24 protein-coding genes and 2 pseudogenes are annotated in these 25,135 nt (G+C 64.8%); 13 read left to right on the forward strand and 13 right to left on the reverse strand.

The annotated features are described in order from the left end of the window. Nucleotides 1–53: 53 nt before the first annotated feature. On the reverse strand, nt 54–1,319 hold the full coding sequence (locus CJD35_RS04235) for a glutamate-5-semialdehyde dehydrogenase (protein WP_026002065.1): 1,266 nt from the start codon (nt 1,317–1,319) through the stop codon (nt 54–56). Between the two features lie 270 nt (nt 1,320–1,589). Further along, nucleotides 1,590–2,075 (reverse strand): hypothetical protein, encoded by a 486-nt coding sequence (locus CJD35_RS04240; protein ID WP_026002066.1) that lies wholly within the window; start codon nt 2,073–2,075, stop codon nt 1,590–1,592. A 133-nt stretch (nt 2,076–2,208) separates the two neighbouring features. Here CJD35_RS04240 and CJD35_RS04245 point away from each other — a divergent pair, with 133 nt between their 5' ends. After that, nucleotides 2,209–3,093 carry an aldose 1-epimerase family protein gene (locus CJD35_RS04245; protein ID WP_017181160.1) on the forward strand — a complete coding sequence of 295 codons (885 nt, stop codon included), beginning with the start codon at nt 2,209–2,211 and terminating at the stop codon, nt 3,091–3,093. Between the two features lie 143 nt (nt 3,094–3,236). Continuing rightward, nucleotides 3,237–4,814 (forward strand): peptide chain release factor 3, encoded by a 1,578-nt coding sequence (locus tag CJD35_RS04250; protein WP_017181161.1) that lies wholly within the window; start codon nt 3,237–3,239, stop codon nt 4,812–4,814. An 11-nt stretch (nt 4,815–4,825) separates the two neighbouring features. On the opposite strand, the gene CJD35_RS04255 is transcribed toward CJD35_RS04250, so the two are convergent. Continuing rightward, nucleotides 4,826–6,097, reverse strand: a complete 1,272-nt coding sequence (locus CJD35_RS04255; protein WP_026002067.1) for a spinster family MFS transporter — start codon at nt 6,095–6,097, stop codon at nt 4,826–4,828. Between the two features lie 107 nt (nt 6,098–6,204). After that, nucleotides 6,205–8,562, reverse strand: coding sequence for a TonB-dependent receptor (locus CJD35_RS04260; protein WP_017181163.1), 2,358 nt, complete (start codon nt 8,560–8,562; stop codon nt 6,205–6,207). Nucleotides 8,563–8,720: 158 nt separating this feature from the next. On the opposite strand from CJD35_RS04260, the gene CJD35_RS04265 reads away from it, so the two are divergent. Continuing rightward, complete coding sequence (locus tag CJD35_RS04265; protein WP_017181164.1) at nt 8,721–9,335, forward strand: TetR/AcrR family transcriptional regulator; 615 nt, start codon at nt 8,721–8,723, stop codon at nt 9,333–9,335. A 58-nt stretch (nt 9,336–9,393) separates the two neighbouring features. Then, nucleotides 9,394–9,888: a nucleoside deaminase gene (locus CJD35_RS04270; protein WP_026002068.1), complete on the forward strand. Its 495-nt coding sequence runs from the start codon at nt 9,394–9,396 to the stop codon at nt 9,886–9,888. Nucleotides 9,889–9,894: 6 nt separating this feature from the next. Here CJD35_RS04270 and metW read toward each other — a convergent pair whose 3' ends face one another. After that, nucleotides 9,895–10,488, reverse strand: a complete 594-nt coding sequence (metW, locus tag CJD35_RS04275; RefSeq protein ID WP_017181166.1) for a methionine biosynthesis protein MetW — start codon at nt 10,486–10,488, stop codon at nt 9,895–9,897. After that, nucleotides 10,485–11,621, reverse strand: a complete 1,137-nt coding sequence (gene metX, locus CJD35_RS04280) for a homoserine O-acetyltransferase MetX (protein WP_026002069.1) — start codon at nt 11,619–11,621, stop codon at nt 10,485–10,487. The genes metW and metX overlap by 4 nt, the downstream gene beginning before the upstream one ends. Nucleotides 11,622–11,709: 88 nt before the next feature. Here metX and hisC point away from each other — a divergent pair, with 88 nt between their 5' ends. Beyond that, nucleotides 11,710–12,831 (forward strand): histidinol-phosphate transaminase, encoded by a 1,122-nt coding sequence (gene hisC / locus CJD35_RS04285; RefSeq protein WP_017181168.1) that lies wholly within the window; start codon nt 11,710–11,712, stop codon nt 12,829–12,831. 4 nt (nt 12,832–12,835) lie between these two features. Then, a complete protein-coding gene (locus tag CJD35_RS04290; protein ID WP_017181169.1) occupies nt 12,836–13,741 on the forward strand; it encodes a prephenate/arogenate dehydrogenase family protein in 906 nt (301 codons plus the stop codon). A 64-nt stretch (nt 13,742–13,805) separates the two neighbouring features. Here the strand turns inward: CJD35_RS04290 and CJD35_RS04295 are convergent, their stop codons facing one another. From CJD35_RS04295 to ftsE, 4 genes and pseudogenes are all read right to left on the reverse strand, one after another. Next, on the reverse strand, nt 13,806–14,513 hold the full coding sequence (locus CJD35_RS04295) for a lysophospholipid acyltransferase family protein (RefSeq protein WP_017181170.1): 708 nt from the start codon (nt 14,511–14,513) through the stop codon (nt 13,806–13,808). A 15-nt stretch (nt 14,514–14,528) separates the two neighbouring features. Then, nucleotides 14,529–15,059 carry a YdcF family protein gene (locus CJD35_RS04300; protein WP_017181171.1) on the reverse strand — a complete coding sequence of 177 codons (531 nt, stop codon included), beginning with the start codon at nt 15,057–15,059 and terminating at the stop codon, nt 14,529–14,531. Beyond that, nucleotides 15,056–15,960 (reverse strand): annotated as a pseudogene (locus tag CJD35_RS04305) (cell division protein FtsX). Before CJD35_RS04305 ends, CJD35_RS04300 begins: the two are co-directional and overlap by 4 nt. After that, nucleotides 15,960–16,670, reverse strand: a complete 711-nt coding sequence (gene ftsE, locus CJD35_RS04310; protein ID WP_017181173.1) for a cell division ATP-binding protein FtsE — start codon at nt 16,668–16,670, stop codon at nt 15,960–15,962. Before ftsE ends, CJD35_RS04305 begins: the two are co-directional and overlap by 1 nt. A gap of 170 nt (nt 16,671–16,840) precedes the next feature. Here ftsE and CJD35_RS04315 point away from each other — a divergent pair. Next, nucleotides 16,841–17,682: pseudogene (locus CJD35_RS04315) on the forward strand (zinc-ribbon domain-containing protein). A 178-nt stretch (nt 17,683–17,860) separates the two neighbouring features. On the opposite strand, the gene CJD35_RS04320 reads toward CJD35_RS04315, so the two are convergent. Both CJD35_RS04320 and CJD35_RS04325 read right to left on the reverse strand, forming a co-directional pair. Next, nucleotides 17,861–18,766 (reverse strand): pirin family protein, encoded by a 906-nt coding sequence (locus tag CJD35_RS04320; RefSeq protein ID WP_017181175.1) that lies wholly within the window; start codon nt 18,764–18,766, stop codon nt 17,861–17,863. Continuing rightward, entirely contained in the window at nt 18,766–19,053 is a 288-nt protein-coding gene (locus tag CJD35_RS04325) for a BolA family protein (protein ID WP_017181176.1), read from the reverse strand. The genes CJD35_RS04320 and CJD35_RS04325 overlap by 1 nt, the downstream gene beginning before the upstream one ends. Before the next feature lie 44 nt (nt 19,054–19,097). Between CJD35_RS04325 and CJD35_RS04330 the strand changes: the two genes are divergently transcribed. Next, nucleotides 19,098–19,718: a J domain-containing protein gene (locus tag CJD35_RS04330; protein WP_017181177.1), complete on the forward strand. Its 621-nt coding sequence runs from the start codon at nt 19,098–19,100 to the stop codon at nt 19,716–19,718. Here CJD35_RS04330 and CJD35_RS04335 read toward each other — a convergent pair whose 3' ends face one another. Continuing rightward, nucleotides 19,719–19,991 (reverse strand): DUF1294 domain-containing protein, encoded by a 273-nt coding sequence (locus tag CJD35_RS04335; RefSeq protein ID WP_017181178.1) that lies wholly within the window; start codon nt 19,989–19,991, stop codon nt 19,719–19,721. Between the two features lie 229 nt (nt 19,992–20,220). Between CJD35_RS04335 and CJD35_RS04340 the strand changes: the two genes are divergently transcribed. The 5 genes from CJD35_RS04340 to cobT all read left to right on the forward strand — a co-directional run bounded on the left by CJD35_RS04340 (nt 20,221) and on the right by cobT (nt 25,092). Beyond that, a complete protein-coding gene (locus tag CJD35_RS04340) occupies nt 20,221–21,525 on the forward strand; it encodes an Hsp70 family protein (RefSeq protein ID WP_017181179.1) in 1,305 nt (434 codons plus the stop codon). A gap of 86 nt (nt 21,526–21,611) precedes the next feature. Beyond that, nucleotides 21,612–22,619 (forward strand): cobaltochelatase subunit CobS, encoded by a 1,008-nt coding sequence (gene cobS, locus CJD35_RS04345; RefSeq protein ID WP_017181180.1) that lies wholly within the window; start codon nt 21,612–21,614, stop codon nt 22,617–22,619. Nucleotides 22,620–22,635: 16 nt separating this feature from the next. Next, entirely contained in the window at nt 22,636–22,932 is a 297-nt protein-coding gene (locus tag CJD35_RS04350) for a nucleotidyltransferase family protein (RefSeq protein WP_017181181.1), read from the forward strand. Continuing rightward, complete coding sequence (locus CJD35_RS04355; RefSeq protein WP_017181182.1) at nt 22,922–23,269, forward strand: HepT-like ribonuclease domain-containing protein; 348 nt, start codon at nt 22,922–22,924, stop codon at nt 23,267–23,269. Before CJD35_RS04350 ends, CJD35_RS04355 begins: the two co-directional genes overlap by 11 nt. Beyond that, the gene (gene cobT / locus CJD35_RS04360) at nt 23,266–25,092 is read left to right on the forward strand and encodes a cobaltochelatase subunit CobT (protein ID WP_017181183.1); all 1,827 of its coding nucleotides are present in this window, start codon (nt 23,266–23,268) and stop codon (nt 25,090–25,092) included. The genes CJD35_RS04355 and cobT overlap by 4 nt, the downstream gene beginning before the upstream one ends. The last annotated feature ends 43 nt before the right edge of the window (nt 25,093–25,135 follow it).

Here is a 25,135-nt window from a genome sequence, read left to right on the forward strand (position 1 = left end):
AAGTCCGCTAATCACTGATAATCGCCGAAAGCGGTCGGTCCCCCAACCACCCTTTACGGCCGAATCTGTCCCGTTCCGCGGACGATCCATTTGTAGGTCGTCAGCCCCTCCAGCGCGACCGGGCCGCGCGCGTGGAGGCGGCCGGTGGAGATGCCGATTTCCGCGCCCAGCCCGAATTCGCCGCCATCGGCAAATTGGGTGGAGGCGTTCCACATCACGATCGCGCTGTCGACCGCGTTCAGGAAGCGCGCCGCGGTTTCGGCATCTTCGGTGATGATCGCATCGGTATGATGGCTGGCATGGGCGGCGATATGGTCGATCGCGCCGTCGACGCCATCGACCAGCCGGATCGACACGATCGCTTCGAGATATTCGGTGTCCCAATCCTGCTCGCTCGCGGCGATGACGCGCGCGTCCATCGCCTGCACCGCTTCGTCGCCGCGCACTTCGCATCTGGCGTCTAGCAGCGCCTTTACCAGCGCAGGCGCGTCGCCATAGGCGCGGTCGATCAGCACCGTTTCGGTCGCGCCGCACACGCCCGTCCGGCGCATCTTGGCATTCACCACCAGCTGCCGTGCCATCGCCGGGTTGGCCGCGCCATCGACATAGCTGTGGTTGATGCCGTCCAGATGGGCCAGCACCGGCACCCGCGCTTCTTCCTGCACCCGCGCGACCAGGCTCTTGCCCCCGCGCGGCACGATCAGGTCGATAAATTCGCTGGCCCGCAGCAGCGCGCCCACGACGGCGCGGTCGGTCGTGGGAATGAGTTGCACGACGTCGGCGGGCAGGCCAGCGGCCACGATCCCCTCTGCCATCGCGCTCAGGATCGCGCGGTTGCTTTCCCTGGCTTCGCTGCCGCCGCGCAGGATGACGGCATTGCCCGCGCGCAGGCAGAGCGCCGCGGCATCCGCCGTCACATTGGGGCGGCTTTCATAGATGATGCCGATCACGCCCAGCGGCACGCGCACGCGGCTGAGTTCCAGCCCGTTGGGGCGCACGCTCTGGTCGATCACGCTGCCCAGCGGATTGGGCAGGCCCGCGACCTGCTCCACGCCGTCGGCGGTGGCGGCGACCCGGCCCGCATCCAGCTTCAGACGGTCGAGCATCGCCGGCGACAGGCCATTGGCGGCGGCATTGTCCATGTCGCGCGCATTGGCGGCGATGATCGCCGGTGCCTGGTCCCGCAACGCCTGTGCCGCGCGGCGCAGCGCATCGGCCTTTTGCTCGTCGCTCGCCTGCGCGAGGATGTGCGCCGCGCGACGGGCGCGCGCGCCCATCATCGCGATCAGCATTTCAGGGGTCTGGGTCAGGTCGTTCATCATGGGTCTCGCCACTATATGGACGGCGACCTAGCATGAAAGCATCGTGAAGCGAAGGCGGGACGTGACTGACGAACGTCTGTCTCGAAATGCGCGAAAGAGCCATTCCGGTTGCCGCACCGGCCTGACCCTTGCGAACCAAGGGCCGATGACCAGACCATGGGTCGCAAATGATCCAGCCATCGGCAGGCAGTCAGACCACCTTCCATCGTCTCTATGCAGCCGGTGGGATGCCCGCATACCCCCACGGGGTTATGGCGAGGAATATGCTCAGCTTGTGATCTTGCAGCCCTTGCTCGTCGCCATGCCGCGCAGATAGCCGCGTCTGGCAATCCCCGCCGTGATCGCCGCCTGCAAACGCCGTTCCTGCGGCGCGGCGCCGCTGATTTCCCGCACCAGCCCACGGAACGGAATGAGCGAATTGACGATCGTCTTGCCGACCGCCTCTGCAATCTTGCCCGCGCGATTCTCGTTCGCCTTGGCGCCGACGGTGAAATCCTCGCCCAGCACCGCGTTCAGTTCACCCAGCGACGCTTTCAGCCCCTTGCAGCTGCGCGATGGAGGGGGCGCATAGGGATTTTCTACCGCCTTCACCAGCACCGGCGGAATTTCGTCCTTGTCCAGGCCAATGTCGCGGACCGGCTGGCTGGCGATATTGCCCGCCTTCTTGAACGTCTCATCCTTTGGCTTTTCCGCTTCCTGCGCCAGCGCCGATGTCGAACAGAATAATAGCGCGGCCATTGCGTATAGTTTCATGATCATGTCTCCCGCCCGACAAAACCAGCGACGCAATCTTTCGGTTCCCTTGCGAAACGAGCGCGCGTCGGGGCGAGACAGGCGACGGCATCGGCGTTAAGGCAGGCCCGCTTCAACAGGAGGACAGCAGGACGTGACAGACGCACCGGTCGGCATCGCTTCGGACCAGCTTGGCGCCACCATATCCGCCCAGGGCGCGGAACTCTGGTCGCTGCGCGATGCGCAGGGGCGCGAGTTGATGACCGACGCCGACCCGCGCTGGTGGACGGGTCATGCCCCCTTACTCTTCCCCTTTGTCGGGCGGTCGCGCGGCGACGCCTATCGCCTGGACGGGCGCGATTATGCCATGCCCCAGCACGGCTTTGCCCGCCGCAGCACTTTTGCGCTGGTCGAGCGCAGCGACAGCGCCGCGACCTTCCGGCTGGAAGCGGATGCGGCGAGCCTGCTTGTCTATCCCTTCGCCTTCCGGCTCGACATGGGTTTCGCGATCGAAGGCGCGCGCCTGTGCATGACCGCGACCGTGACCAACCGGGGGGAGGCTGTCATGCCCTTTTCCTTCGGCTATCACCCCGCCTTCGCCTGGCCCCTGCCCTATGGCGGCGCGCTGGAGGATCACCGCATCATCTTTGAAAAGCCCGAACCCGCGCCGATCCGCAAGGTGGGCGCGGAACCCGGCCTGATCGCGCGGGAAGCGGTGGCGTCCCCGGTCGATGGCGACACGCTGGTCCCCAGCCATGCCATGTTCGAAGGGGATGCGCTGATCTGGGACGATCTGGCCAGCCGCTCCTTGCTCTGGGGCGTGCCGGGCCAGCCGCGCCTGAAGATCGACTTTCCCGATACGCCATGGCTGGGCCTCTGGCAGAAGCCGGGCGCCCATTATCTGTGCGTCGAACCCTGGGCGGGGATGGCCGATCTGGTCGGGTTCGAAGGGGATGTGTGGGCAAAGCAGGGCATCATCGCGTTGCCACCGGGCGAGAGCCGCGCCTTCCGCATGGACGTCAGCCTTGTGGACGTGTAACGGCGCAACCTAGATTCCGTTCGCCCTGAGCGAAGTCGAAGCCCTCCACTGAGCGAAGCCGAAGTGCCTCGCCTCCGCTCGGCATGGCCCTTCGATTTCGCTCAGGGCGAACGGCTTTATTACTCCCGACCCAGAAAATCATCATGACCATTCCATCCCGCCGCACCTTCGCGATTATTTCCCATCCTGACGCGGGCAAGACCACGCTGACCGAGAAGCTGCTGCTGGAGGGTGGCGCGATCCATCTGGCCGGTGAGGTCAAGGCACGCGGCGCGAACCGGCGTGCGCGGTCGGACTGGATGAAGATCGAGCAGCAGCGCGGCATTTCCGTGACATCATCGGTCATGACGTTCGAGCGGACGCGCGATGGCGAGACGATCACGTTCAACCTGCTCGATACGCCGGGTCACGAAGATTTCAGCGAGGACACCTATCGCACCCTGACCGCCGTCGATTCCGCCGTGATGGTGATCGACGCGGCCAAGGGTATCGAGCCGCAGACGCGCAAGCTGTTCGAGGTGTGCCGCCTGCGCAACCTGCCCATCATCACCTTCGTCAACAAGGTGGACCGCGAAGGCCGCGAGACGTTCGGCCTGCTCGACGAGGTGGCGGACCAGTTGCAGCTGGACGTCTGCCCGATGAGCTGGCCGGTCGGCATGGGCGGCGAGTTTGAGGGCATATATGACTTCGCCACCAACCGGCTGATGCAGCCCAGCGGGCCAAGCCGCGAATTTGATGGCACCCGGCACCAGTTTACCGGGCTGGACGATCCGAAACTCGCCGATTTCCTGTCGCCCGACGGGCTGGAGAAATTGCGCGAGGAGGCCGAATTGTCGCAGGGCGGCTATGCCGAATTCGACCTTGCCCGCTATCGTCAGGGAGACCTGACGCCGGTTTATTTCGGCTCCGCGCTCAAATTGTTCGGCGTTACCGAGTTGATCGACGCGCTGGCGGCCCACGCCCCGCCGCCGCGCGCGCAGCCCGCAGAACCCGCCGCCGTCGAGCCGGAGGGCAGCGAAGTCACCGGCTTCATCTTCAAGGTGCAGGCCAATATGGACCCGATGCACCGCGACCGCATCGCCTTCATGCGGCTGGTGTCGGGCAAGTTCCGGCGCGGCATGAAGCTGACGCCCAGCGGGTCGGGCAAGGCGCTGGCGGTCCATTCGCCGATCCTCTTCTTCGCGCAGGACCGCGAACTGGCGGACGAGGCCTATCCCGGCGACATTATCGGCATTCCCAACCATGGCGCGCTGCGCGTGGGCGATACGCTGAGCGAAAAGCCGGGGCTGCGCTTTACCGGCCTGCCCAATTTCGCGCCGGAAATATTGCGCCGGGTCCAGTTGAAAGACCCGACCAAGACCAAGCAGCTGCGCAAGGCGCTCGATGACCTGTCCGAAGAGGGCGTGATCCAGGTATTCTACCCGGAAATCGGTAGCAATTGGGTCGTCGGCGTGGTGGGGCAATTGCAGCTGGAAGTGCTGATTTCCCGGCTGGACGCGGAATATAAGGTCGCCGCCGCGCTGGAGCCTTCACCCTTTGATACGGCCCGCTGGATCAGTGGCGATGAGGGTGCGATCAAGGATTTCGTCGGCTTCAACGCGGCCAACATGGCCAAGGACCGCGACGGCGCGCTGGTATTCATGGCACGCAGCGCATGGGACATCGGCTATCAGCAGGAACGCCACCCCAAGCTGAAGTTCAGCGCGACCAAGGAGCGGTAATCCCCCGGTGGCTAGGCGCTGACCCAATCCTTGCGCAGCGCCCGGCCCGCCAATGCCATGAACAGCCCGGCCAATAGATAGAAGCCCAGCGCCGCGACGATGGCATAGCGCAGCGCCTCCACGCCATAAGCAGGCGTCAGCGCGTCCGACAATGCCCCCACGCTCCAGCTGCCCAGCCCCAGCCCGACCAGATTGTTGATCAGCAGGAAACTCGCCGCCGCGCTGGCGCGCATATGGGCGGGGACAAGATGCTGCACGGCGGTCAGCACCGGGCCGAGCCAGACATAGACCAAAGCCTGCGGGATCAGGAACAGCGCAAAGGCAAAGCCCACATTGTCGGACAGCACGCCGACCACGAACAGGGGCATTCCCACGACATAGCTGATCGCAGGTACCCAGGCATAATAGGCCTTGTCCCTGTTACCCATGGCATCGCCCAGCCAGCCGCCCAGCAGCACGCCCGCCACGCCGCCGATCAGCAGCAGCGCGCCGAGAAACTGGCCCGCGCCCAACAGGTCCAGGCCAAAGCTGCGCATCAGCAGGCTGGGCAGCCAGAAGGCGACGCCATAGCCGCACATCGAACTGCACGCCGCGCCCAGCGCCAGCAGCCAGAAGCTGCGCTTGGCCGCCAATATGCCGAACACGGCGCTGACCGGCACTGCATCGTTCGCCAGTACCGGGCGTGCTGGTTCGCGCACGACCAGCCGGAACAAGGGCGCGATCAGCAGGCCAGCCACGCCGACCGCGATGAAAGCGGTGCGCCACTCGACCGCCTGCGCGATATAACCGCCCAGCAGCACGCCACCCGCCGATCCCAGGGGGATGCCCAGCGAATAGATGGACAGCGCCCGCGCGCGCTGATGCGTCGGGAAATAGTCGGAGATCACGGCATAGGATGGCGCGACGCCGCCTGCCTCCCCCACGCCTACGCCGACGCGAAAAGCGAACATCTGCCAGAAGCTGCCCGCCATGCCGCACAGCGCGGTAAAGCCGCTCCATACTGCAAGGCTGACGGTGATCACCCAGGTCCGGCTGGTCCGGTCGGCCAGCAACGCCAGGGGAATCGCCAGCGTCGAATAGAGCAGCGCAAAGGCGATCCCGCCCAGCGCGCCCAATTGCCCGTCGGTGAGGCCCAGTTCCGCCTTGATCGGCCCGGCGAGGATGCCCAGAATCTGCCGGTCGAGGAAGTTGAAAGTGTAGACGAGCAGCAGCATCGCCAGCACGACACCGCGATAGGCGGGGGAAACGGGGGGAGAGGCGGAGGGAACCGTTCGGTCTGTCATATATGCTCCTTACGCCCCTTGCCGCACAGCAAAAGCGTGTTCCCGCGCAGGCGGGAACCCGGTCCCGCCCCTGGAACCGGATTCCTACCCGCGCGGGAATACCGAACCTAGAACTTCACCGTTCCGGTCACGAACACCTGCCGCGGATTGCCGTAGAACGCGGTCAGCGTGCCTTCGCGGCCCAGCGTGGGAGTGGGAAAGCCCGCGGCATTGTTGACAATCGCGCCGGTCGTCGCATTGGCCGCGACGAAGGTATAGCCCGACGTCTTATATTCCTTGTCCAGCAGGTTCTTGCCATGCAGCCCCAGCGTCCAGCGGTCGTCCGGCGCGGTGTAGACGATGCTGGCGTCCCACAGGGCATAGCCCTTCTGGTCGATATAGGGGTTGGGGATTTCAAACTGATAGGTCTTGCTGCGCCACGATACGGTGCTGCCCGCATAGAGGTTGCCGTCGCCGACCGGCGTGGTGTAGCCGAGCGTGCCGCTGGCGGTCCATTTGGGGGTATTCTGCACCTTGCGGAACGCGGCCACATCGGTCGGCACCCCGCCGATATTGGTCACATATTCGCGATATTCCGCATCGATATAGCCCACCGCCGTGGACAGGCTCAAACGGTCACCACCCGTCAGGAAATCCTGCGCCAGCCGCGCGTTGCTTTCAAATTCCAGCCCCTTGAACCGCGCCTTGCCCGCATTGGACACGACACCGCAGAAGGATGGCGTCGGCACGCCGCCCACGCTGACGGTGCAGGCGACCGAGCCGGGGATCTGCACGTCGTTATAGTCGGCATAGAAGCCCGCGACCGCGACATAGAGCGCGCCGTTCATGAAGTTGCCCTTATAGCCCACTTCATAGCTTTTGACGCTTTCAGGACGGAAGCTCAGGAACGACGCGATCTCGCTATCTTCGCGAATGCCGTTGCCGTTGAGGTCGGGCGCATTGGTGCCCACCCCGCGCGGATCGAAGCCGCCGCCCTTGAAGCCCTGCGCATAGCTGGCATAGATATTGTGGTCGGGCGTCGGCTTGTAGCTGATCGAGACACGGGGCGTGAACTTCTTATATTCGCGCTGGCCGTTGAAATCGGTGCTGGGCGCGCCGAACGCCACGCCTGCGCCGCCAAAGACGGGCGATCCGCCACCCAGATAATTCTGCCGCAAAATGTCGGCGCGGCGCTTGTCCCAGGTATAGCGACCGCCCGCCGAAATGCTCAGCTGCTGCGAAATGTCGAAAGTGAAGTCGCCGAACACGGCATAGGTTTCCGTGTCGACATCGGCCTGGGTAAAGGCGGTCAGGCCAGCAACGGTCGTGAACAGCCGCACGTCGAACGCGGTATCGGCCTTGGCATCCAGATAGTAGAAGCCAAGCATGCCATGCAGCGGGCCGCTGTCATAAAGAAGCTGGAATTCCTGGCTCAGCTGCTCGTTGAAGTAAAAGGCCGGTACGTCGACATCGACGGCGGGCAGCGCGTCGAAATCGATCGGCGATGCGCTGTCATCCTTGCGCCACGCGCTGATCGACCGCAGCGTCACCGCGTCGGACAGTTCGGCCGTGATGTTCATCGATAGCCCGTAGGACTTCACATATTGCTTGGGGTCGGCAAGGCCGCCGCGCGTGTCGAATACGTCGTCCAGCACCGGCGCGCCCGACAACTGGCCGGGAATCAGGCGGTGGCCGCCGCGCGCATTGCTGTTATCCTTGGTATAATCGCCGGTGATCCGCATCAGCACCGGCTGGCCATAGCCGCCCATTTCGAACGTGCCGCGCGCGGCCCAGACATCCTTGTTGTAATTATCTTCGCCGGTGGTCAGATTCTTGCCAAAGCCGCCGCGCGACAGGCGGGCGAGTGCGCCGCCGACCCGGATCATGTCGCCGACCGGGGCCGACACGCTGATGATGCCATCGGCCTGATCATAGGTGCCGTAGCTGCCCTTGATCTTGAGCGCGAAGTCCTGCGGCAGCATCTTGGTCACATATTTGACCGCGCCGCCGATCGTGTTGCGGCCATAGAGCGTCCCCTGCGGCCCACGCAGCACCTCGATCCGATCGACATCATAAATGTCGAGGATCGCGCCCTGCGGCCGGTTGAGGTAAACATCGTCCAGATAGATGCCGACGCCCTGTTCAAAACCGGACACGGGGTCCTGCTGGCCCACGCCGCGGATGAAGGCGGTCAGCGTCGAATTGGTGCCGCGCGATGCTTCCAGCGTGGTGTTGGGCGTGAAGTTGGCGAGATCGGTAATGTCGATCGCGCCCTGGCTTTCCAGCTTCTCCCCGGAAAAGGCGCTGACTGCGATCGGCACGCTGACCAGCGTTTCCTCGCGGCGGCGGGCGGTGACGACGATCGCGCCTTCGCTGTCGTCCACGGCGGCTTGCGGCGCGTCCTGCGCGAGCGCGGGCAGGGCCAGCGCCCCGGTCCAGGCGGCGGAGGCAAGGGCGAGAGCGCGGATGCTGTGATGAGCCTTCATGAGCGGAACCTCTCCTGAATGATGCGCCCGTTTGGCGGGTCGCCATGTGTCTTGACCGATTCGATAATGAAAGTTGAACCAGCTTTCAACTTCAAATATGGAGCAGGCTATCGATGCGACCAGATTGCGCTAAAAGAACACAGCGACGGGGAGAGACTATGACCGACCAGGGGCCAGGCAGGGACGACAAGACGCCCCGCACGGCGCGCGGGGAACGCACCCGCCGCGGCCTGCTGGCGGCCGCCGCGCAGGAATTTGGCGAAAAAGGATTTCACGAAGGATCAATCAGCGGAATCACCCGCCGCGCGGGCTGTGCGCTGGGCAGTTTCTACACCTATTTCGACAGCAAGGACGATATTTTCCGCGCGCTGGTGGCCGATATGTCGGGGCAGGTGCGCGACTATGTGTCGCCCCGGATCGCGCAGGCGCGCGACGGCATCGACGCCGAACGAATCGGGCTGCTCAGCTTTCTGGAGTTCGCCCGGTCGCACAAGGAACTCTATCGCATCATCGACGAATCGGAATTTGTCGATGCCGCCGCCTACCGCGCCCATTACGAAAATACCGCGGCCCGCATGGCGACGCGCCTGGCCAAAGCAGCAGAGCGCGGCGACGTGCGCCCGGACGTGGAGGAGGTGCATGCCTGGGCGATCATGGGCATGAATGTCTTTCTGGGGCTGCGCTACGGCGTCTGGGACGACAGCCGCCCGGCGGACGAGATCGCCGCCATCGCCAACGCGCTGATCGAAAAGGGCATTGGCCGCCCGCAATAAGCGGAGCAAAACCGGCGCTGGCGCTTTGTGGCGGTTCACCCATCGGAGCATTGCCGCCATGATTACACCGACCGACCGCCAGTGGATGCAGCGCGCCATTGCCTTGGCACGCAGCAAGGGCAGCACCCCTGCCGACACGCCGATTGCCGCGATCATCGTGATCGACGGCCGCATCCTGGCGGAACAGGTCAACCAGACGGAGGAGCATAAGGACGCCACCGCGCATGCGGAAATCATGGCGATCCGCGCCGCCGGGCCGGTCCATGGCGACATGGACCTGCGCGGGGCCACGCTTTATTCCACGCTCCAGCCATGCGGCATGTGCACCATGGCGTCGATCTGGGCGAAAGTTGGCCGGATCGTTTACGGCGCTGGCCGGGACGATGTGCATCGCATGTATTTCGAGGATCGCCATCTCGACACGATGGATTTCGTGCGCGACGCGTGGCGGGACGATCTTGTGCTGGAAGGGGGATGCGAGGCGGAGCTTTGCGCCAGCCTCTATTACCGGCCCCAGGACGATGTGCCGATCGAGGAACAGGGCAATATCTGACCCGGCCTATTTCCGCAGCAGAAACACCGCATGTTCGGCAAACAGATTGGCATTGGCGTGGGTGGTTTCCCTGTCGCCCTTCAGAAACCATTGCCCGTCGATGGTCCAGCCGCGATCCTTCACCAGCGCGCGGAAATCGTCCACGGTCACATGATGGATGTTGAGCGTGTCATACCATGTGTCGGGCAATAGCCGCGTCACCGGCATCCGCCCGCCCCACAGCAGCGAAATCCGCCCGCGCCAATGGGCGAAATTGGGGAAGGATACGAAAGCCTGGGCAGCGATCCGCAGCAATTCCTCCACCACCAGATCAGGCCGCCGGGTCGTCTGGAGCGTCTGGCTCAATATCGCATAGTCGAAACTGGCGTCGGGATAATAGCGCAAGTCCGTGTCGGCATCCCCCTGCACCACCGACAGGCCGCGCCCGACCGCATCGGCGACATTCGACCCGTCAAGCTCCAGCCCGCGCGCGTCGACCCCGGCATTGTCGCGCAGCGCCGCCATCAGCGCGCCGTCGCCACAGCCGACGTCCAGCACCCGCGCGCCCTGCCGCACGGTGCGCGCGATCAGCGCCAGATCGGGGCGCAACTGATCGCTCACGCCCGGCCGCCTTTCAGGAAGCCATCGACCACCCGGTTGAGTTCGGGACATTCCAGCAGGAAGGCGTCATGCCCGAACGGGCTGGACAGTTCGACGAAACTGGCCTGCGCCCCGCCCGCATTCAGCGCATGGACGATGATCCGCGATTCCGCCGTGGGATAGAGCCAGTCGGTATCGAAACTGACAAGGCAGAAACGCGCCTTGCTGGCCGTGAAGGCCATGGCCAGCGACCCGCCATGATCCTCTGCAATGTCATAATAGTCCATGGCGCGGGTGATGTAGAGATAGGAGTTGGCGTCGAACCGCTCGACAAAGCTCAGCCCCTGATGGCGCAAATAGCTTTCCACCTGAAAATCCGCATCGAAGCCGAAGGTCTTGGCATCGCGGCCCTGGAGGCGCCGTCCGAATTTCTCGGTCAGCCCCGCTTCGGACAGATAGGTGATATGCGCCGCCATCCGCGCAACGGCCAGACCCGCGCTCGGCACCTGCCCATCGGCATAATAATCGCCCCCGCGCCAGTTGGGATCGGCCATGATCGCCTGCCGCCCGACTTCATGAAAGGCGATATTCTGCGCGCTGTGCCGCGCGGTCGAGGCGATGACGATGCAGCGTTCCACCCGGTCGGCGAACAAGGTCGGCCAGGTCAGCGCCTGCATGCCGCCCATCGACCCGCCGATCACAGCGTAGAGCCGGTCGACACCCAGATGGTCGAGCAGCATCGCCTGCGCCCGCACCATGTCGGCAATGGTCAGCACGGGAAAGCGCATGGCGAAGGGCAGGCCGGTCGCCACGTCCAGGCTGGCCGGGCCGCTCGACCCCATGCAACTGCCGACGACATTGGCGCAGATGATGAAATGGCGTGCCGGATCGACCGGCTTCCCCTCTCCCACCAGCCGCCACCACCAACCGGGCTTGCCCGTTACGGGATGGTCGGACGCGACATATTGGTCGCCGGTCAGGGCATGGCAGATCAGGATCGCATTGGATCGGTCCGGGTTTAGCGTGCCATAGGTTTCATAGGCGATGTCGACCGGCCCCAGCGCCGCGCCGCTGTCCAGCGGCAATGGCCCGGCAAGCCGAACCTGTCGGCGCAGGCCGAAACGACTATCATCTGTCATTGAAAGGCTGGCCATGGTCGCGCCGGGCTAGGACCACGGCGGAGCGCTGTCAATCTGGACGGGCGCTTTGCCTTTGGCGCGGAAGCCGCTAAAGCCCGTCGCCATGACAGAGACACTTGCAAACACCCTGACAAAGCCATCGCCCAAGGACTGGATTCTTGGCATTTCGCCCTATGTGCCGGGCAAGGCGGCGGCCGATGATGGCCGCCCGCTGATCAAGCTGTCGGCCAATGAAAACCCTCTGGGGACGGGCGACGCCGCGCGCGCCGCGCTGGTGGCCGCCACCGCCGATCTTGCCACCTATCCCGATCCGAGCGCGACGAAGCTGCGTGAAGCGATCGGCGCGGTGCATGGGCTGGACCCGGCGCGGATCATCTATGGCACCGGGTCGGACGAACTGCTCCACATCGCCGCCAGCGCCTATGCCGGGCCGGGCGATGAAGTCCTGTATGTGCGCTATGGCTTTGCGGTCTATGACATCGCCGCCCGCCGGGTCGGGGCGACCCCGGTGATCGCGCCGGACAAGGATTATGCCACCGACGTCGACGCGCTGCTGGCAGCCGTGACCGAGAAAACGAAGGTCGTGTTCCTGGCCAACCCCAACAACCCGACGGGCACGATGACCAGCCGGGAAGAGATTGCGCGGCTGCATGCGGGCCTGCGCCCCGACATCTTGTTCGTGCTGGATCAGGCCTATGCCGAATATCTGGACGAAGGCGAGGATGATGGGGGCCTGGAACTGGCCAGGACCGCCGGCAATATTTTCGTGACCCGCACCTTCTCCAAGATTCACGGGCTGGCGGCCGAACGGATCGGCTGGGGCTATGCCAGTGCGGAGGTGATCGAGATTCTCCACCGCATCCGCGCGCCGTTCAATGTCACGACCGCGGGCCAGGCCGCGGCCATCGCCGCGATCAACGACAGTGCCTGGATCGAATCGAGCCGCGCCCATAATGCGCGCTGGCGCGAGTGGCTGGCCGACGAAATCGGCGCGCTTTCCAATCACGGCCTGCGCGTCGTACCCAGCAAGACCAATTTCCTGCTGATCCTGTTCGATGGCAAGCTGACCGCCGAGGCCGCGATGAAGGGATTGTGGGAGGCCGGTTACGCCACCCGCTGGCTGCCGGGCCAGGATCTGCCCAACGGCCTGCGCATCACCATCGGCACCGAAGCGCAGGTCCGCGTCGTGGCCGACACGTTGCGCGCCATGGCGGAATCGGCCTGACGCGATGCTGCCTTTCGCCCGGATCACCATCATCGGCCTTGGCCTGATCGGCTCTTCGCTTGCCCGCGCCATCCGGGCGGAGATGCCCACGGCGCGCGTCACTGGCCATGATGCCGATCCGGCGGTGCGCGAAACCGCACGGCGGATCGACCTGTGCGACGACATCACCGACACGGCGGGGGCTTCGGTGACCGACGCGGATCTGGTGGTGCTGTGCGTGCCGGTCCGCGCCATGGGCGCGGCGGCGGCGGAGCTGGCCGACGATCTGCCCGCCGACGCGATCGTCAGCGATGTGGGATCGTGCAAGGCGGACGTGCTGGCGCAGCTGGTCGCCGCCCTGCCGGGGCGGACGATCATCCCGGCGCATCCCGTCGCAGGCACCGAAAATAGCGGACCGGAAGCGGGCTTCGCCACCCTGTTCAAGGGGCGCTGGTGCATCGTCACCCCGCCCGCTGACGCTGACCCCATGGCGGTCGAGCGCGTCGCCGAACTGTGGCGGCGGGTCGGCGCGGACATCGAGACGATGGACCCGGCGCATCATGATCTGGTGCTGGCGGTGACCAGCCATTTGCCGCATCTGATCGCCTACACCATCGTCGGCACGGCCAGCGATCTGGAAAATGTTACCCAATCGGAAGTCATCAAATATTCCGCTGGCGGCTTTCGCGATTTCACGCGGATCGCCGCGTCGGACCCGACGATGTGGCGCGACGTGTTCCTGGCCAACAAGGACGCGGTGCTGGAAATGCTCCAGCGCTTTTCGGAGGATCTGTCAGCGCTGCAACGGGCAATCCGCTGGAATGACGGCGACACGCTGTTCAACCTGTTCACCCATACCCGCGCCATCCGCCGGTCGATCATCGAACAGGGTCAGGACGACGCCAAGCCCGACTTCGGCCGGGCGCATTAGGCCAGTGGTCCGATTCTGACATTTGCAGACCCATCCCAGCCGCCAGGGGATGCAAATGTCAAAATCAATCCACTAGAGCAGAGGGCGGGTTCAGCGCGTTGATCGCGGCATGGACCCGCGCTTCGGCCTCCCGCCGGTCCAGCCCGGCGGGCACGACCTCTCCGACCTTATAGGTGATGACGCCCGCTTTCTTGAGGAAGCTGCCCTTGGGCGACACCAGCCCGCTGTTGAGCGCAATCGGCACCACCGGCAGCCCCAGCAGCGTATATAATCCGGCAAAGCCAGCCCGTAATGGCGGCGCTTCGCCATGGGGAACGCGGGTGCCTTCGGGAAAGATGCAGACCGCCCTTCCGGCGGCGTTCGCCGCCTTGGCCTGGGTCCGCAACGTCCGCATCGCGCTCGCCCCGGCGGTGCGCTCGATCGGGATCAGGCCATAACGGTCGGCAATGGTTCCCCACAGCGGAATATCGAACAGCTCCCGCTTGGCGGCGATGACCGGCCGGTCGAACACGCACAGCATGTCGATCGTCTCGAACATCGATTCATGTTTGACGATATAGAGATAGGGACCAAGCGGCAGGTCGCCCTCTATCACCACCTTCTGCCCCAGCAGCCAGCGGGCGCAATAGCGATGGAACCAGCCCCACAGGGTCGACACCCATCGCAGCGCGGGCGGCGAAAACTGGCCGACGATCAGGGCGATCAGCACCAGCAGCAAGCTGCCGGGATAGAAAATGAGGGAAAAGAGGGTGGAGCGCAGCAAGGTGATCATCGGGGCGCTATGCCATCAAATGCCAAGAAGTGCAGCGGTGCGGCGCAGCAGATATTTATTATATTCCCGCGCCAGCATCGTCAGGCTGGGGCGGCTGGGCACCGCGTCATAGACGATCGCGACCCGGCCGGGCAACGCCTGCCGCAATTCCAGCGCGGCGCGGCGCATATGCCAGTCCGTCGTGATCAGCCGCACTGTTTTATAATCGCGCCGTTCCAGCCAGCGGGCGGTTTCGATGGCGTTGGATCGTGTGTCGATCGCTTCGCGGCCCAATGTGATGCAGCAGGCGAACAATGTTTCGGGCGCCTGATATTGCGCCGCCAGTTCGACCGGACGAACCGATCGGTCGACGCCGGAAATCAGCATCCGCTTGGCCGCGCCACCCTCCAGCAAAGCGATCCCCCGGTCGATTCGCCCCGCGCCGCCGGTCAGCACGACGATCGCGTCGGTCTGCCGACCGTCGAGCGGCTGGGGCAGGAAGATCGCGAACCACGCAAAGCCCAGCATCCAGCCGAGTATCGAGACGGCGAACAGCCGGACGATCACAGCGCCCGCCCCAATGCGCGCAACACTGTCCAGCGCGCCGCCAGCGTCGCCAGCAGAACGCCCGCCACCGGCAGCAGCCCAAGCACCGCCCAACTGGCAGGCGGCAGGCGCACCGCGCCCAACAGTTCCGACCCGGTCGCACCCAGCCGCAGACCGATCAGCAGGATGACGAACGCGGCGAAAGCAAAGCCCAGCGCGCTGCCCAGCATCGCGTCGAGGCCAATGCGGCGCTGGAACAGACGGGCGATCTGGACGTCGGTGGCTCCCATCAGGTGCAGCACCTCTATCGTGCCGCGATGGCTGTCATGCGCGCCTCGCGCCGCCAGCACCACGACCGCGCCCGTCGCCAGCGCCATCAGCAGCACGACACCGGCAGCCAGCCAGCCCAGGGCGGAGAGCAATCCGGCAAGCGGCAGCAGGAAGGCGGCATGCGGCTCGATCCGCAGCGCGGGCGACAATCCCCCAGCAGGCGGCGCAAGCGCGCGACCTTCGCATCAGCATCGCCCGGCGTCAGCGTCACGTCGATCAGCGCGGGCAGCGGCAGGTCGCCGCTCGTCGCCTCTTCGCCCAGCCAGGGGCGGACCTGATCTGCGAGCAGCGCAGGATCGACGGGCGCGGCGGCCTGCACCCCGTCCGCGCCGCGCAACGCGGTCAGCGCTCGCGCCGCCAGTTGGTCGCGCAGTTGCGGGTTCGCCTCGACCACCTGCACGCTGGCGCGTCCGGCCAGGTCCGCGCTCATCGACCGGACGGCAGCGCCCAGGCCAAGGCCAGCGGCGGCGGCCAGCACGGTCAGGAACATCATGATCGCGATGATCCACAGCATCGGCCCCGCGACCCGCCCGCCCGGCAACAGGCGATGACGCGCAGCGGCGGCGGCGCGGCGGTCGGTGCGCGACGCCATCACTCGCCGCCCTGCGGGCGCGGCGGATAGCGCAGCGATCCGGTCGGGTCAGCCAGCCGCCCCTTGTCCAGCCGCATCATCTGCGCGCCCGATACCTGCGCGATCAGCGGCAGATCGTGGGTGGCGACGACGATGGTGGTGCCCAGGCGATTGAGCGCTTCGAACAGGGTCATGAGGCGGCGGGCCATGTCCGCGTCGACGTTGCCGGTCGGTTCGTCCGCCACCAATATTTCGGGTCGGCCGATGACCGCACGGGCGATGGCGACGCGCTGCTGCTCCCCGCCCGACAGGGTCGCGGGCCGCGCCTGCCCGCGATCGCCAAGCCCCACCCAGCCAAGCATTTCAGTGACGGGGGCGTCAACCTCCCCCTCCTCCATCCCCGCGACGCGAAGCGGCAGGGCGATATTGTCATAGGCGGACAGATGGGGGACCAGGCGAAAGTCCTGAAACACCACGCCGATGCGACGGCGGAAACCGGGCAGGCGCTTGCGCGGCAGGGTCACCACATCCTCGCCGAACAGCCGTATGACGCCGCGACTGGGACGCTGGGCCAGATAGAGCAGTTTGAGCAGCGATGTCTTGCCCGCGCCCGACGCGCCGGTCAGGAAATAAAAGCCACCGCCTGCCAGCGTGAAGCTGACGTCGGACAGGGTCTCGCTGTCCAGACCATAGCGCAGACCGACATTCTCGAACTGGACGATGGCCGACATGTCTTGAAATATGGCGCTCGCGCGCTCCCTGCTTCCCCGGAGTGACAGCCATGGCACAGTGGGCGGGCAGCCGTAAAGCCCGGCCCGCATCCGACCGCGAGTCGCGACGGAATGACGTCAACATAAGTTGACCGCTTGCGCGCGAGTCCATGCCATGCCTATGAAGCGACATGATACTGGTGTGCCCCAATTGCGCGACGCGCTATGTCGTGCCGGACAGCGCCGTCGGTCCGGCCGGCCGCCAGGTCCGCTGCGCCGCGTGCAAGCATAGCTGGTTCCAGCAGCCGGCGACCCTGCCACCGCGCGAAAGCGGGCCGGACGAGGTGCCTGCTCCGCCGCCGGTCCAGCCTCCCGCTCCGCCACCGCCGGTCGCAGAGCCGGTCGAAACGGTCGCCGCGCCCGCGCCTGAACCCGTACCTGCCCCCGCACCGGAAGCCCCCCCGGCTGAAACCGTCGTGCCGGAGGAAGCGGCCCCCGTCGCGCCGCCGATCGCTGCGCCTGCGGACAACCGTATTGACGACATTTATGCCGGTGCGCCGGTCGATCCCGCACAGGACAGCCAGTTCGCGCCCGCGCCGCCGTTCAAGCCGCGGCGCAATCCGATCAAGCTATGGACCTATGCCGCGGTCGCCTTTGCCCTGGTCGTGGCGGCGGCGGGCGGCGCCTTTTATTATTTCGGCCCCCCGGATGGGCGGTCAGCCTGGGACTGGTTGCCGAAGAGGGCGATCCTGACCTGCTCTTCTACCTGTCCAAACCCGCAGAGCGGCGCAAGCTGCCGACTGGCGAGGAATATTTCGCCTTTGGCGCGCGGATCGTGAACAGTGGGACACAGGCGCTGCCGGTGCCGCCGGTGCTGGTGCAGTTGCGCGACCGGCAGAATCGGCTGGTGTTCAGCTGGACGACGAAGGCGGACAAGAACCGCCTGAAGCCGGGCGAGGAAGCGTCGATCAACGAAAGCCGGATCGACATTCCCAAAAATGCCGAGAATCTGTCGCTGGCCTTCGTGCAGTAGGGCAAGGGAGAGCCAAGCCTACCCCCCTCCTTCATCGTCATGCTGAACTTGTTTCAGCATCCATTTCGCGTCTCCAGCCACGGCTTTTGGGGCATGATGGATCCTGAAATAAATTCAGGATGACGTCGTTGGATAACGAAAAGTCATATACAATTCCCCTCCCCGAAATGGGGAGGAATTACGGATAGCTGACCGTCTTGGGCCGGCCCTGCGGGATGGGAATGAACTCCTTATCGTCGCCGGGGATCAGCGGGAAGCGGAGGGCGTCCCAATCCTCGCGCGCCTGCATCAGCCGGTCCTGGCGGGAGGACACGAAGTTCCACCAGACATGGCGCGGCGTTTTGAAGGCTTCGCCGCCGCACAGGACGACCCGGCCGCCATCGACGCTCATCAGCGTGGCGCTGGTGCCGGGGCGCAGGACGTAGAGCGTCTGGGGCGCGAGCATCATCCCGTCGAGCGCGGCATCACCGCCCGACACATAGATCGCGCGCTCGTCGGCTGACGGGTCGATCGGTACACGGCCGCCGGGCGACAGCTGGATGTCGGCATAGATGGTGTCGGCATAGGTGGTGACGGGCGAGCGTTCGCCCCATAGCGACCCCATGATGACACGGGCGCACACCCCATGCGCCTCGATCACCGGCAGGCCGGCTTCGCCGACATGCTCGAACGCGGGGTCCATTTCCTCTTGGCGGTCGGGCAAGGCGAGCCAGGTCTGGATGGCGGACAGTTTGGAGAGCTTGGCGCGTTCTTCGTCGGGGGAACGCTCACTATGGACGATGCCCTTGCCCGCCGTCATCAGATTGACCGCGCCCGCCTCGACAATCTGTTCCGTGCCCAGCGAATCGCGGTGGAAGAAAGCGCCTTCATACATATAGGTCACGGTGGCGAGGTTGATGTGCGGATGGGGGCGGACATCAATCCCCTGCCCCGCCCCTATCTTCGCTGGCCCGGCCTGATCGAAGAAGATGAACGGGCCGACCATCGTACGCCCCTTGGCAGGGAGCGAACGGTGGACCTTGAAATCGCCCAGATCATGGGTGGTCGGGCTGATCGTCTGGATGACGAGATCATCGAGGGTCATCAGGCTTCTCCGGGTGCGCGGGCCTTGATCGCAAGGGCGTGGACCTTGTCGCGCAGCAGGTCGGCGAGCGCTGCGTTGACCATGCGCTGGCGGGCGACGCGGCTCTGGCCGGTGAAGCGATCCGACACGATGTCGACGGTGAAATGGCTTTCGCCAGAGCCGTCATGCCCCGCATGACCGCGATGTTTTTCGCTGTCGTCGATCACGGCGAGCAGTTGCGGCGCCAGGGCATTTTGCAGCCGCGTTTCGATTTCGGTGGCCACTGGGCCTTTCAGAATCTGAGTCATGCCGCCTATATAGTCGCTTTGCCGCGACTTGCATCAGGACAACTTTGTCGACCGACCCTTTCTCGACCCGCCGCTTCAACCGCTTCCATGGCCGGGTGGAGGGCGACCGCCCCTGCTGGGTGAGTGGCTGCCCCGAACCGGGCGAGTTCCGCGCGCCGCCGCTGGAAGGCAGCGCCCGTCCCGGCGATGAAGGGCCGCGCTGGCGCTGGCTGTGCCTGGACCATGTGCGCGAATTCAATCAGGGCTATAATTTCTTCACCGGCATGTCGCCGGAGGAAATCGCCGCCGCCCAGCGCCCCTTTGCCGGGTGGGAGCGGGAGACGCGCGCCTTTTCGTCCAACGCCCACAGCCCGCCGCCCAAATGGTCCGACTTCTCCGACCCGCTCGACGCCATCGGCGCGAAGTTCAAGGAACGGGTGGCCAAGGCGCGGGCCGATGCGCAGATGCGGCAGGACGGCCAGTTTCTGTCGGCGGAGGACCGCAAGGCGCTGCGCGTCATGGAACTGGACATTGACGCGGATCGCAAGGCTTTGCGGATGCGCTACACCGCGCTGCTGCGCCGCTATCACCCCGATCATAATGGCGGCGACCGCAGCCATGAACGCGCATTGCAGGCGGTGATCGAGGCCTATGGCCATCTGAAGAAGGCAGCGGTTTTCGCCTGATTACAGCAAGAACCAGCCGATCAATCCGCCGATCTGGATTGTCGCGATGACCATCAGATGCGTCGAAAACGGTTCCTTGCGGGTTTTATGGCGGAACAGTTGGCGGGCGAGAAACGCACCTGGCGTGCCACCAACGAAAGCGAGCGTGAGCAATTCCGATTCAGGCACACGTCGTTCACCGGCAATAGCGCTGGCTTTATCGAGATAAAATGCCAGCATGGTGACGACGTTGATCGCCACAAGGCATGAAACGACTATCGTGATCATCATCATGGCCTAATCCAGTATGTCTGAAAAAAGTCTTTCGCCAGCATTCGTGGTGGAATTGACTTGGCGGAAGTTCGCAAAATTCGCCCATGTTGCGCATGGCAAGTTTTTCGCAAGATCGACGATCGGAAAGAGCCGGGGCAGAGCATGGCAGCATAGTCGCGAGTAGGACAGCCTTGTCCCGATGCGATGGCGATGCCATAGGGCGCGCCCCCCCTTCCCCGGAGACAAAAGCATGCAGGATGTGCCGCGCGCGCTGGGCCTGGATTTCGGCACGACCAACAGCGTCGTTGCGATTGCCAACGGCCAGCAATCCGATCTGGTCGAATTTGCCGGTAGCCAGGCGACCGGGGCGGTGTTCCGTTCCGCGCTCTGTTTCTGGCATGAGGACGGCGTCAAGGGCGGCCTGGCACATGAGGCCGGGCCGTGGGCGATCGCGGAATATATGGAATATCCCGAAGACAGCCGCTTCCTCCAGTCGTTCAAGTCGGTCGCCGCCAGCCCGATTTTCGAGAGCGCCAACATATTCGAAAAGCGCTACCGCTTCGAGGAACTGGGGGCGATGTTCCTGGCGCATATGGTTGGCCATGCGGGCGGGGCATTGGACCAGAGGCCAGAGCGGATCGTCGTCGGGCGGCCAGTGACCTATGCCGGGTCGCGGCCTGACGAGGCGCTGGCGCGCAAGCGCTATGACGCGATGTTCGCCGATTTCGGCATGGACATTCATTATGTCTATGAGCCGCTGGGCGCGGCATTCAGCTATGCCAGCCGCCTGACCCAGGCTGCGACGATCCTGGTCGCGGACTTTGGCGGCGGCACCAGCGACTTTTCGATCGTACGAGTGGAAGCGCCCAACCATACGGCGGGCGCGGCGCGGCGGGCGACGCCGCTGGGATCGGCAGGCATCGGCATTGCAGGCGACCGTTTCGACTATCGGATCATGGACCATCTGGTGCTGCCGATGTTGGGCAAGGGCGGCAGTTACCAGTCGTTCGGCAAGACGCTGGAGATACCGCGCAGCTATTTCGCCGACTTTGCCGACTGGTCGCGCCTTGCGCTGATGCGCAACCGGCGGACGATGGACGAGCTGACGCGGTTGCAGAAATCGGCTGACGATCCCGCCGCGATCGGGCGGATGATGACGGTGATCGAAAAGGAACTGGGCTATCCGCTCTATGACGCGGTGGGCAGCCTGAAGCGGGCGCTGTCGACGCAGGACAAAGCGGATTTCCGCTTTGCCGGTGGCGGGCTGGAGATCGAGACGCAGGTGCGCCGCGCCGATTTCGAGCGCTGGATCGCGCCCGACATCGCCCGGATCGAGGGATGCGTGGACAAGGCGCTGGCGACCGCCGGGGTGGCGCCGCACGCGATCGACCGGGTGTTCCTGACCGGCGGATCGTCGCTGATTCCGGCGATCCGCGGCATATTCGACGCGCGCTTCGGGGCGGAGCGGATCGCGACCGGGGGCGAACTGACATCTATCGCGCACGGGCTGGCGCTGATCGGACAGGAGGCCAATCTGGCCCAATGGGCCGCTTGATCCGACGCGCCCTTGCCCCCACTCTATCGACACGCCGTTGATGGATCGGCTACGGCAGGCGTGACTCGCAGGAAGATGAAGACCCGATGACTGATATTTCCAACGTTCAGCCCGATACGCGCGCCGAAACGCTGATGGATGTCCCCGACCGGTTCGTGGACGCCCGCGATGTGTTCGGCATCGACATCGACATGCAGATCCCCGCCTTCAGCGAAGCCGACGAGCGGGTGCCCGACCTTGATCCTGCCTATGTGTTCGATCCGGATACCACGCTGGCGATCCTGGCGGGCTTTGCGTTCAACCGGCGCGTCATGGTGCAGGGCTATCATGGCACCGGCAAGTCGAGCCATATCGAGCAGGTCGCCGCGCGCCTGAAATGGCCGTGCATCCGCATCAACCTGGACGCGCATATCAGCCGTATCGATCTGGTCGGGCGTGACGCCATCGTCCTGAAAGACGGGCAGCAGGTTACCGAATTCAAGGAAGGCCTGCTCCCCTGGTCGTTGCAGCGGCCGGTCGCGCTGGTGTTCGACGAATATGATGCCGGCCGCCCCGACGTGATGTTCGTCATTCAGCGCGTGCTGGAAACAGACGGCAAGATGACGCTGCTCGACCAGAATCGGGTGATTCGCCCCAATCCCTATTTCCGGCTGTTCGCGACCGCCAATACCGTCGGTCTGGGCGATACGACCGGCCTGTATCATGGCACGCAGCAGATCAACCAGGGCCAGATGGACCGATGGAATCTGGTGGTGGCGCTCAACTATCTGCCCGCCGCGACCGAGGCGCAGGTGGTGCTGGCGAAGTCTGGCGAATATGATCATGAGGGCGGCCGCAAGGAAGTCGAGAATATGATCAAGGTCGCCGAACTGACGCGGCAGGGCTTCATCAACGGCGATATTTCCACCGTCATGTCGCCGCGCACCGTGATCAGCTGGGCGCAGAATGCGCTGATCTTCAAAAATGTCGGCTTCGCCTTCCGCCTGTCCTTCCTCAACAAGTGCGACGAGGCGGAACGGGCGCTGGTGGCCGAATATTATCAGCGCGTGTTCGGCAAGGATTTGCCGGAAAGCGTGGTCGGGAAAGCGGGGTAAAAGCCGCAGGAGTGTCATGGACAAGCAGACAGCCATTGCCCGCCTGAAAGCCCATGAAGCAGAATTGCGGGCCATGGGCGTCGTGAGCCTGTCGCTGTTCGGATCGACCGCGCGCGGGGATGCGCGATCGGATTCGGACGTGGACGTCGCCGTGACCATCGACGATGCCGCCCGCATGGACCTGTTCCGCTTTGCGGCCATGTCGAGCTGGCTGGGAGACTGGCTGGACGTTCGGGTCGATCTGGTCAGCGAACCGGCGCGGAAAGCGCGCTTCCAGGCTGAAATCGACAGGGATCGCGTGCGTGTCTTCTAGTCGGGAACAGCATCGGCTGCTGGACATCGTTGAAAATTGCGATGCGATTGCAATCTATATCGACGGAATGGACTATGCGCGTTTCGCCGCCGATCGCAAAACCATCGACGCGTCGGAACGCTGTTTGCAGCGGATCACCGAAGCGGTGATCAAGATCGGCAAGGACCGGATGGCGGCAATTGCCCCATCCATTCCGGCCGACGCCGTCCGGGGATTGGGAAATATGTTGCGGCACCATTATGATGCGCTGGATTTGAGGATCATTTTCGCCACGATGACCGACAGCCTGCCTGTTTTGCGCGCGGCCTGCCTTGCAGCGCTGAAGGATCTGCCATGACCGAACGCTCCCCTCTCGACGCTTTCAAGGACGTGCTGTCGGGGACGGCGCGGTCGATGGCGCGCGACATGGAAGTGGAGGTGGGCTTTACCGCCGACGCGCCGCATCTGGCGGGCAAGGCAATCAAGGTGCCGACGCCCGCGCGCACTTTACCCGCCGATCAGGTGGCGCTGGCGCGGGGCTTTGCCGACGCCAATGCGCTGAAATTGCGGCATCACAGTGCGAAAATCCATGCCGCCTCCGCGCCGGGCGAGGCCGTGGCGCGGGCGGTGTTCGACGCGGTCGAGCAGGCGCGGGTCGAGGCGATCGGCTCCAGGCAGATGGAGGGGGTGCGCGCCAACCTCAACCATGCGCTCGACATGCGGTTGAAGTCCGACGCGATCCGCCGGGCGCGGTCGGCGGACGAGGTGCCGCTGTCCACCGCGCTGGCACTCAAGGTGCGCGAGCGGCTGACAGGCCAGGCGATCCCCAAGGATGTCGCGGCGGGCGTTGCGCTGGTGGAGGAATGGATCGAGGACAAGGCCGGGTCTGATCTGGACGCGCTAGCGCTGGCGATCGACGACCAGCGCGCCTTCCAGAAGCTGACCACCGCGATGCTGGAGCATCTCGCGCTGATCGACGCCGACGTGCCGCCCGATACCGAAGAGCCCGAAGCCCAGGACGAGGGCGACGATGAGGAGGATCAATCCGAGGACGGCGATTCGGGGCAGGACGAGTCGGGCGACAGCGATGTGAATGCCGAGGCCCGCGCCGAGGATCAGGGCGGCGATACCGAGGACGGCGAAACCGAATATAGCGACGATTTCGACGCCGACAGCGAAGCGGGCGCGGACGATATGGGCGAGGAAGGCATGATGCCGGTCCGCCCCAACCGGCCGACGTCCGACCTGCCGCCCGGCTTCGATTACAAGGCCTATACGCTCAAGCATGACGAGATCGTCACTGCTGAGGAATTGTGCGACGAGGATGAACTGATCCGGCTGCGCGGCTTCCTCGACCAACAACTCGTCAGCTTGCAGGGGGCGGTGACCAAATTGGCCAACCGGCTGCAACGGCGGTTGATGGCGCAGCAGTCGCGGTCCTGGGATTTCGACCAGGATGAAGGGATGCTGGATGCGGCGCGGCTGGCGCGCGTCATCATCGACCCGACCCGGTCGCTGACCTACAAGATCGAACGCGATACCGAGTTTCGCGATACGGTGGTGACGCTGCTGATCGACAATAGCGGCTCCATGCGCGGGCGGCCGATCAGCATCGCGGCGATCAGCGCCGACATCATGGCGCGCACGCTGGAGCGGTGCGGGGTCAAGACCGAGATATTGGGCTTTACCACGCGGGCGTGGAAGGGCGGACAGGCGCGCGAGGAATGGCTGGCCGCCGGACGCCCGCCGATGCCGGGGCGGCTTAACGACCTGCGCCATATCGTCTATAAGAAGGCCGACGAGCCATGGCGGCGGGCGCGCAAGAATCTGGGCCTGATGATGCGCGAAGGGCTGCTGAAGGAAAATATCGACGGCGAAGCGCTGCTCTGGGCGCATGGCCGGTTGATCGCCCGCAATGAAGAGCGGCGCATATTGATGGTGATTTCCGACGGCGCGCCGGTGGATGACAGCACTTTGTCGGTCAACAGCGGCACCTATCTGGAACGCCATTTGCGGCAGGTGATCGACTGGATCGAGAATCGATCGCCGGTGCAGCTGGTCGCGATCGGCATCGGCCATGACGTGACCCGCTATTACAAGCGGGCGGTGACCATCATGGACGCCGAGCAACTGGGCGGGACGATGGTGGAGCAGCTGGCCGGCTTGTTCGATGAGGATTGACCCTCAATATCTTTGGGACTGAGCGACCGTCGAAGCCTTGTCC

Origin of the sequence: Sphingobium xenophagum (assembly GCF_002288285.1) — a bacterium.
GTDB classification, from domain to species: domain Bacteria; phylum Pseudomonadota; class Alphaproteobacteria; order Sphingomonadales; family Sphingomonadaceae; genus Sphingobium; species Sphingobium xenophagum.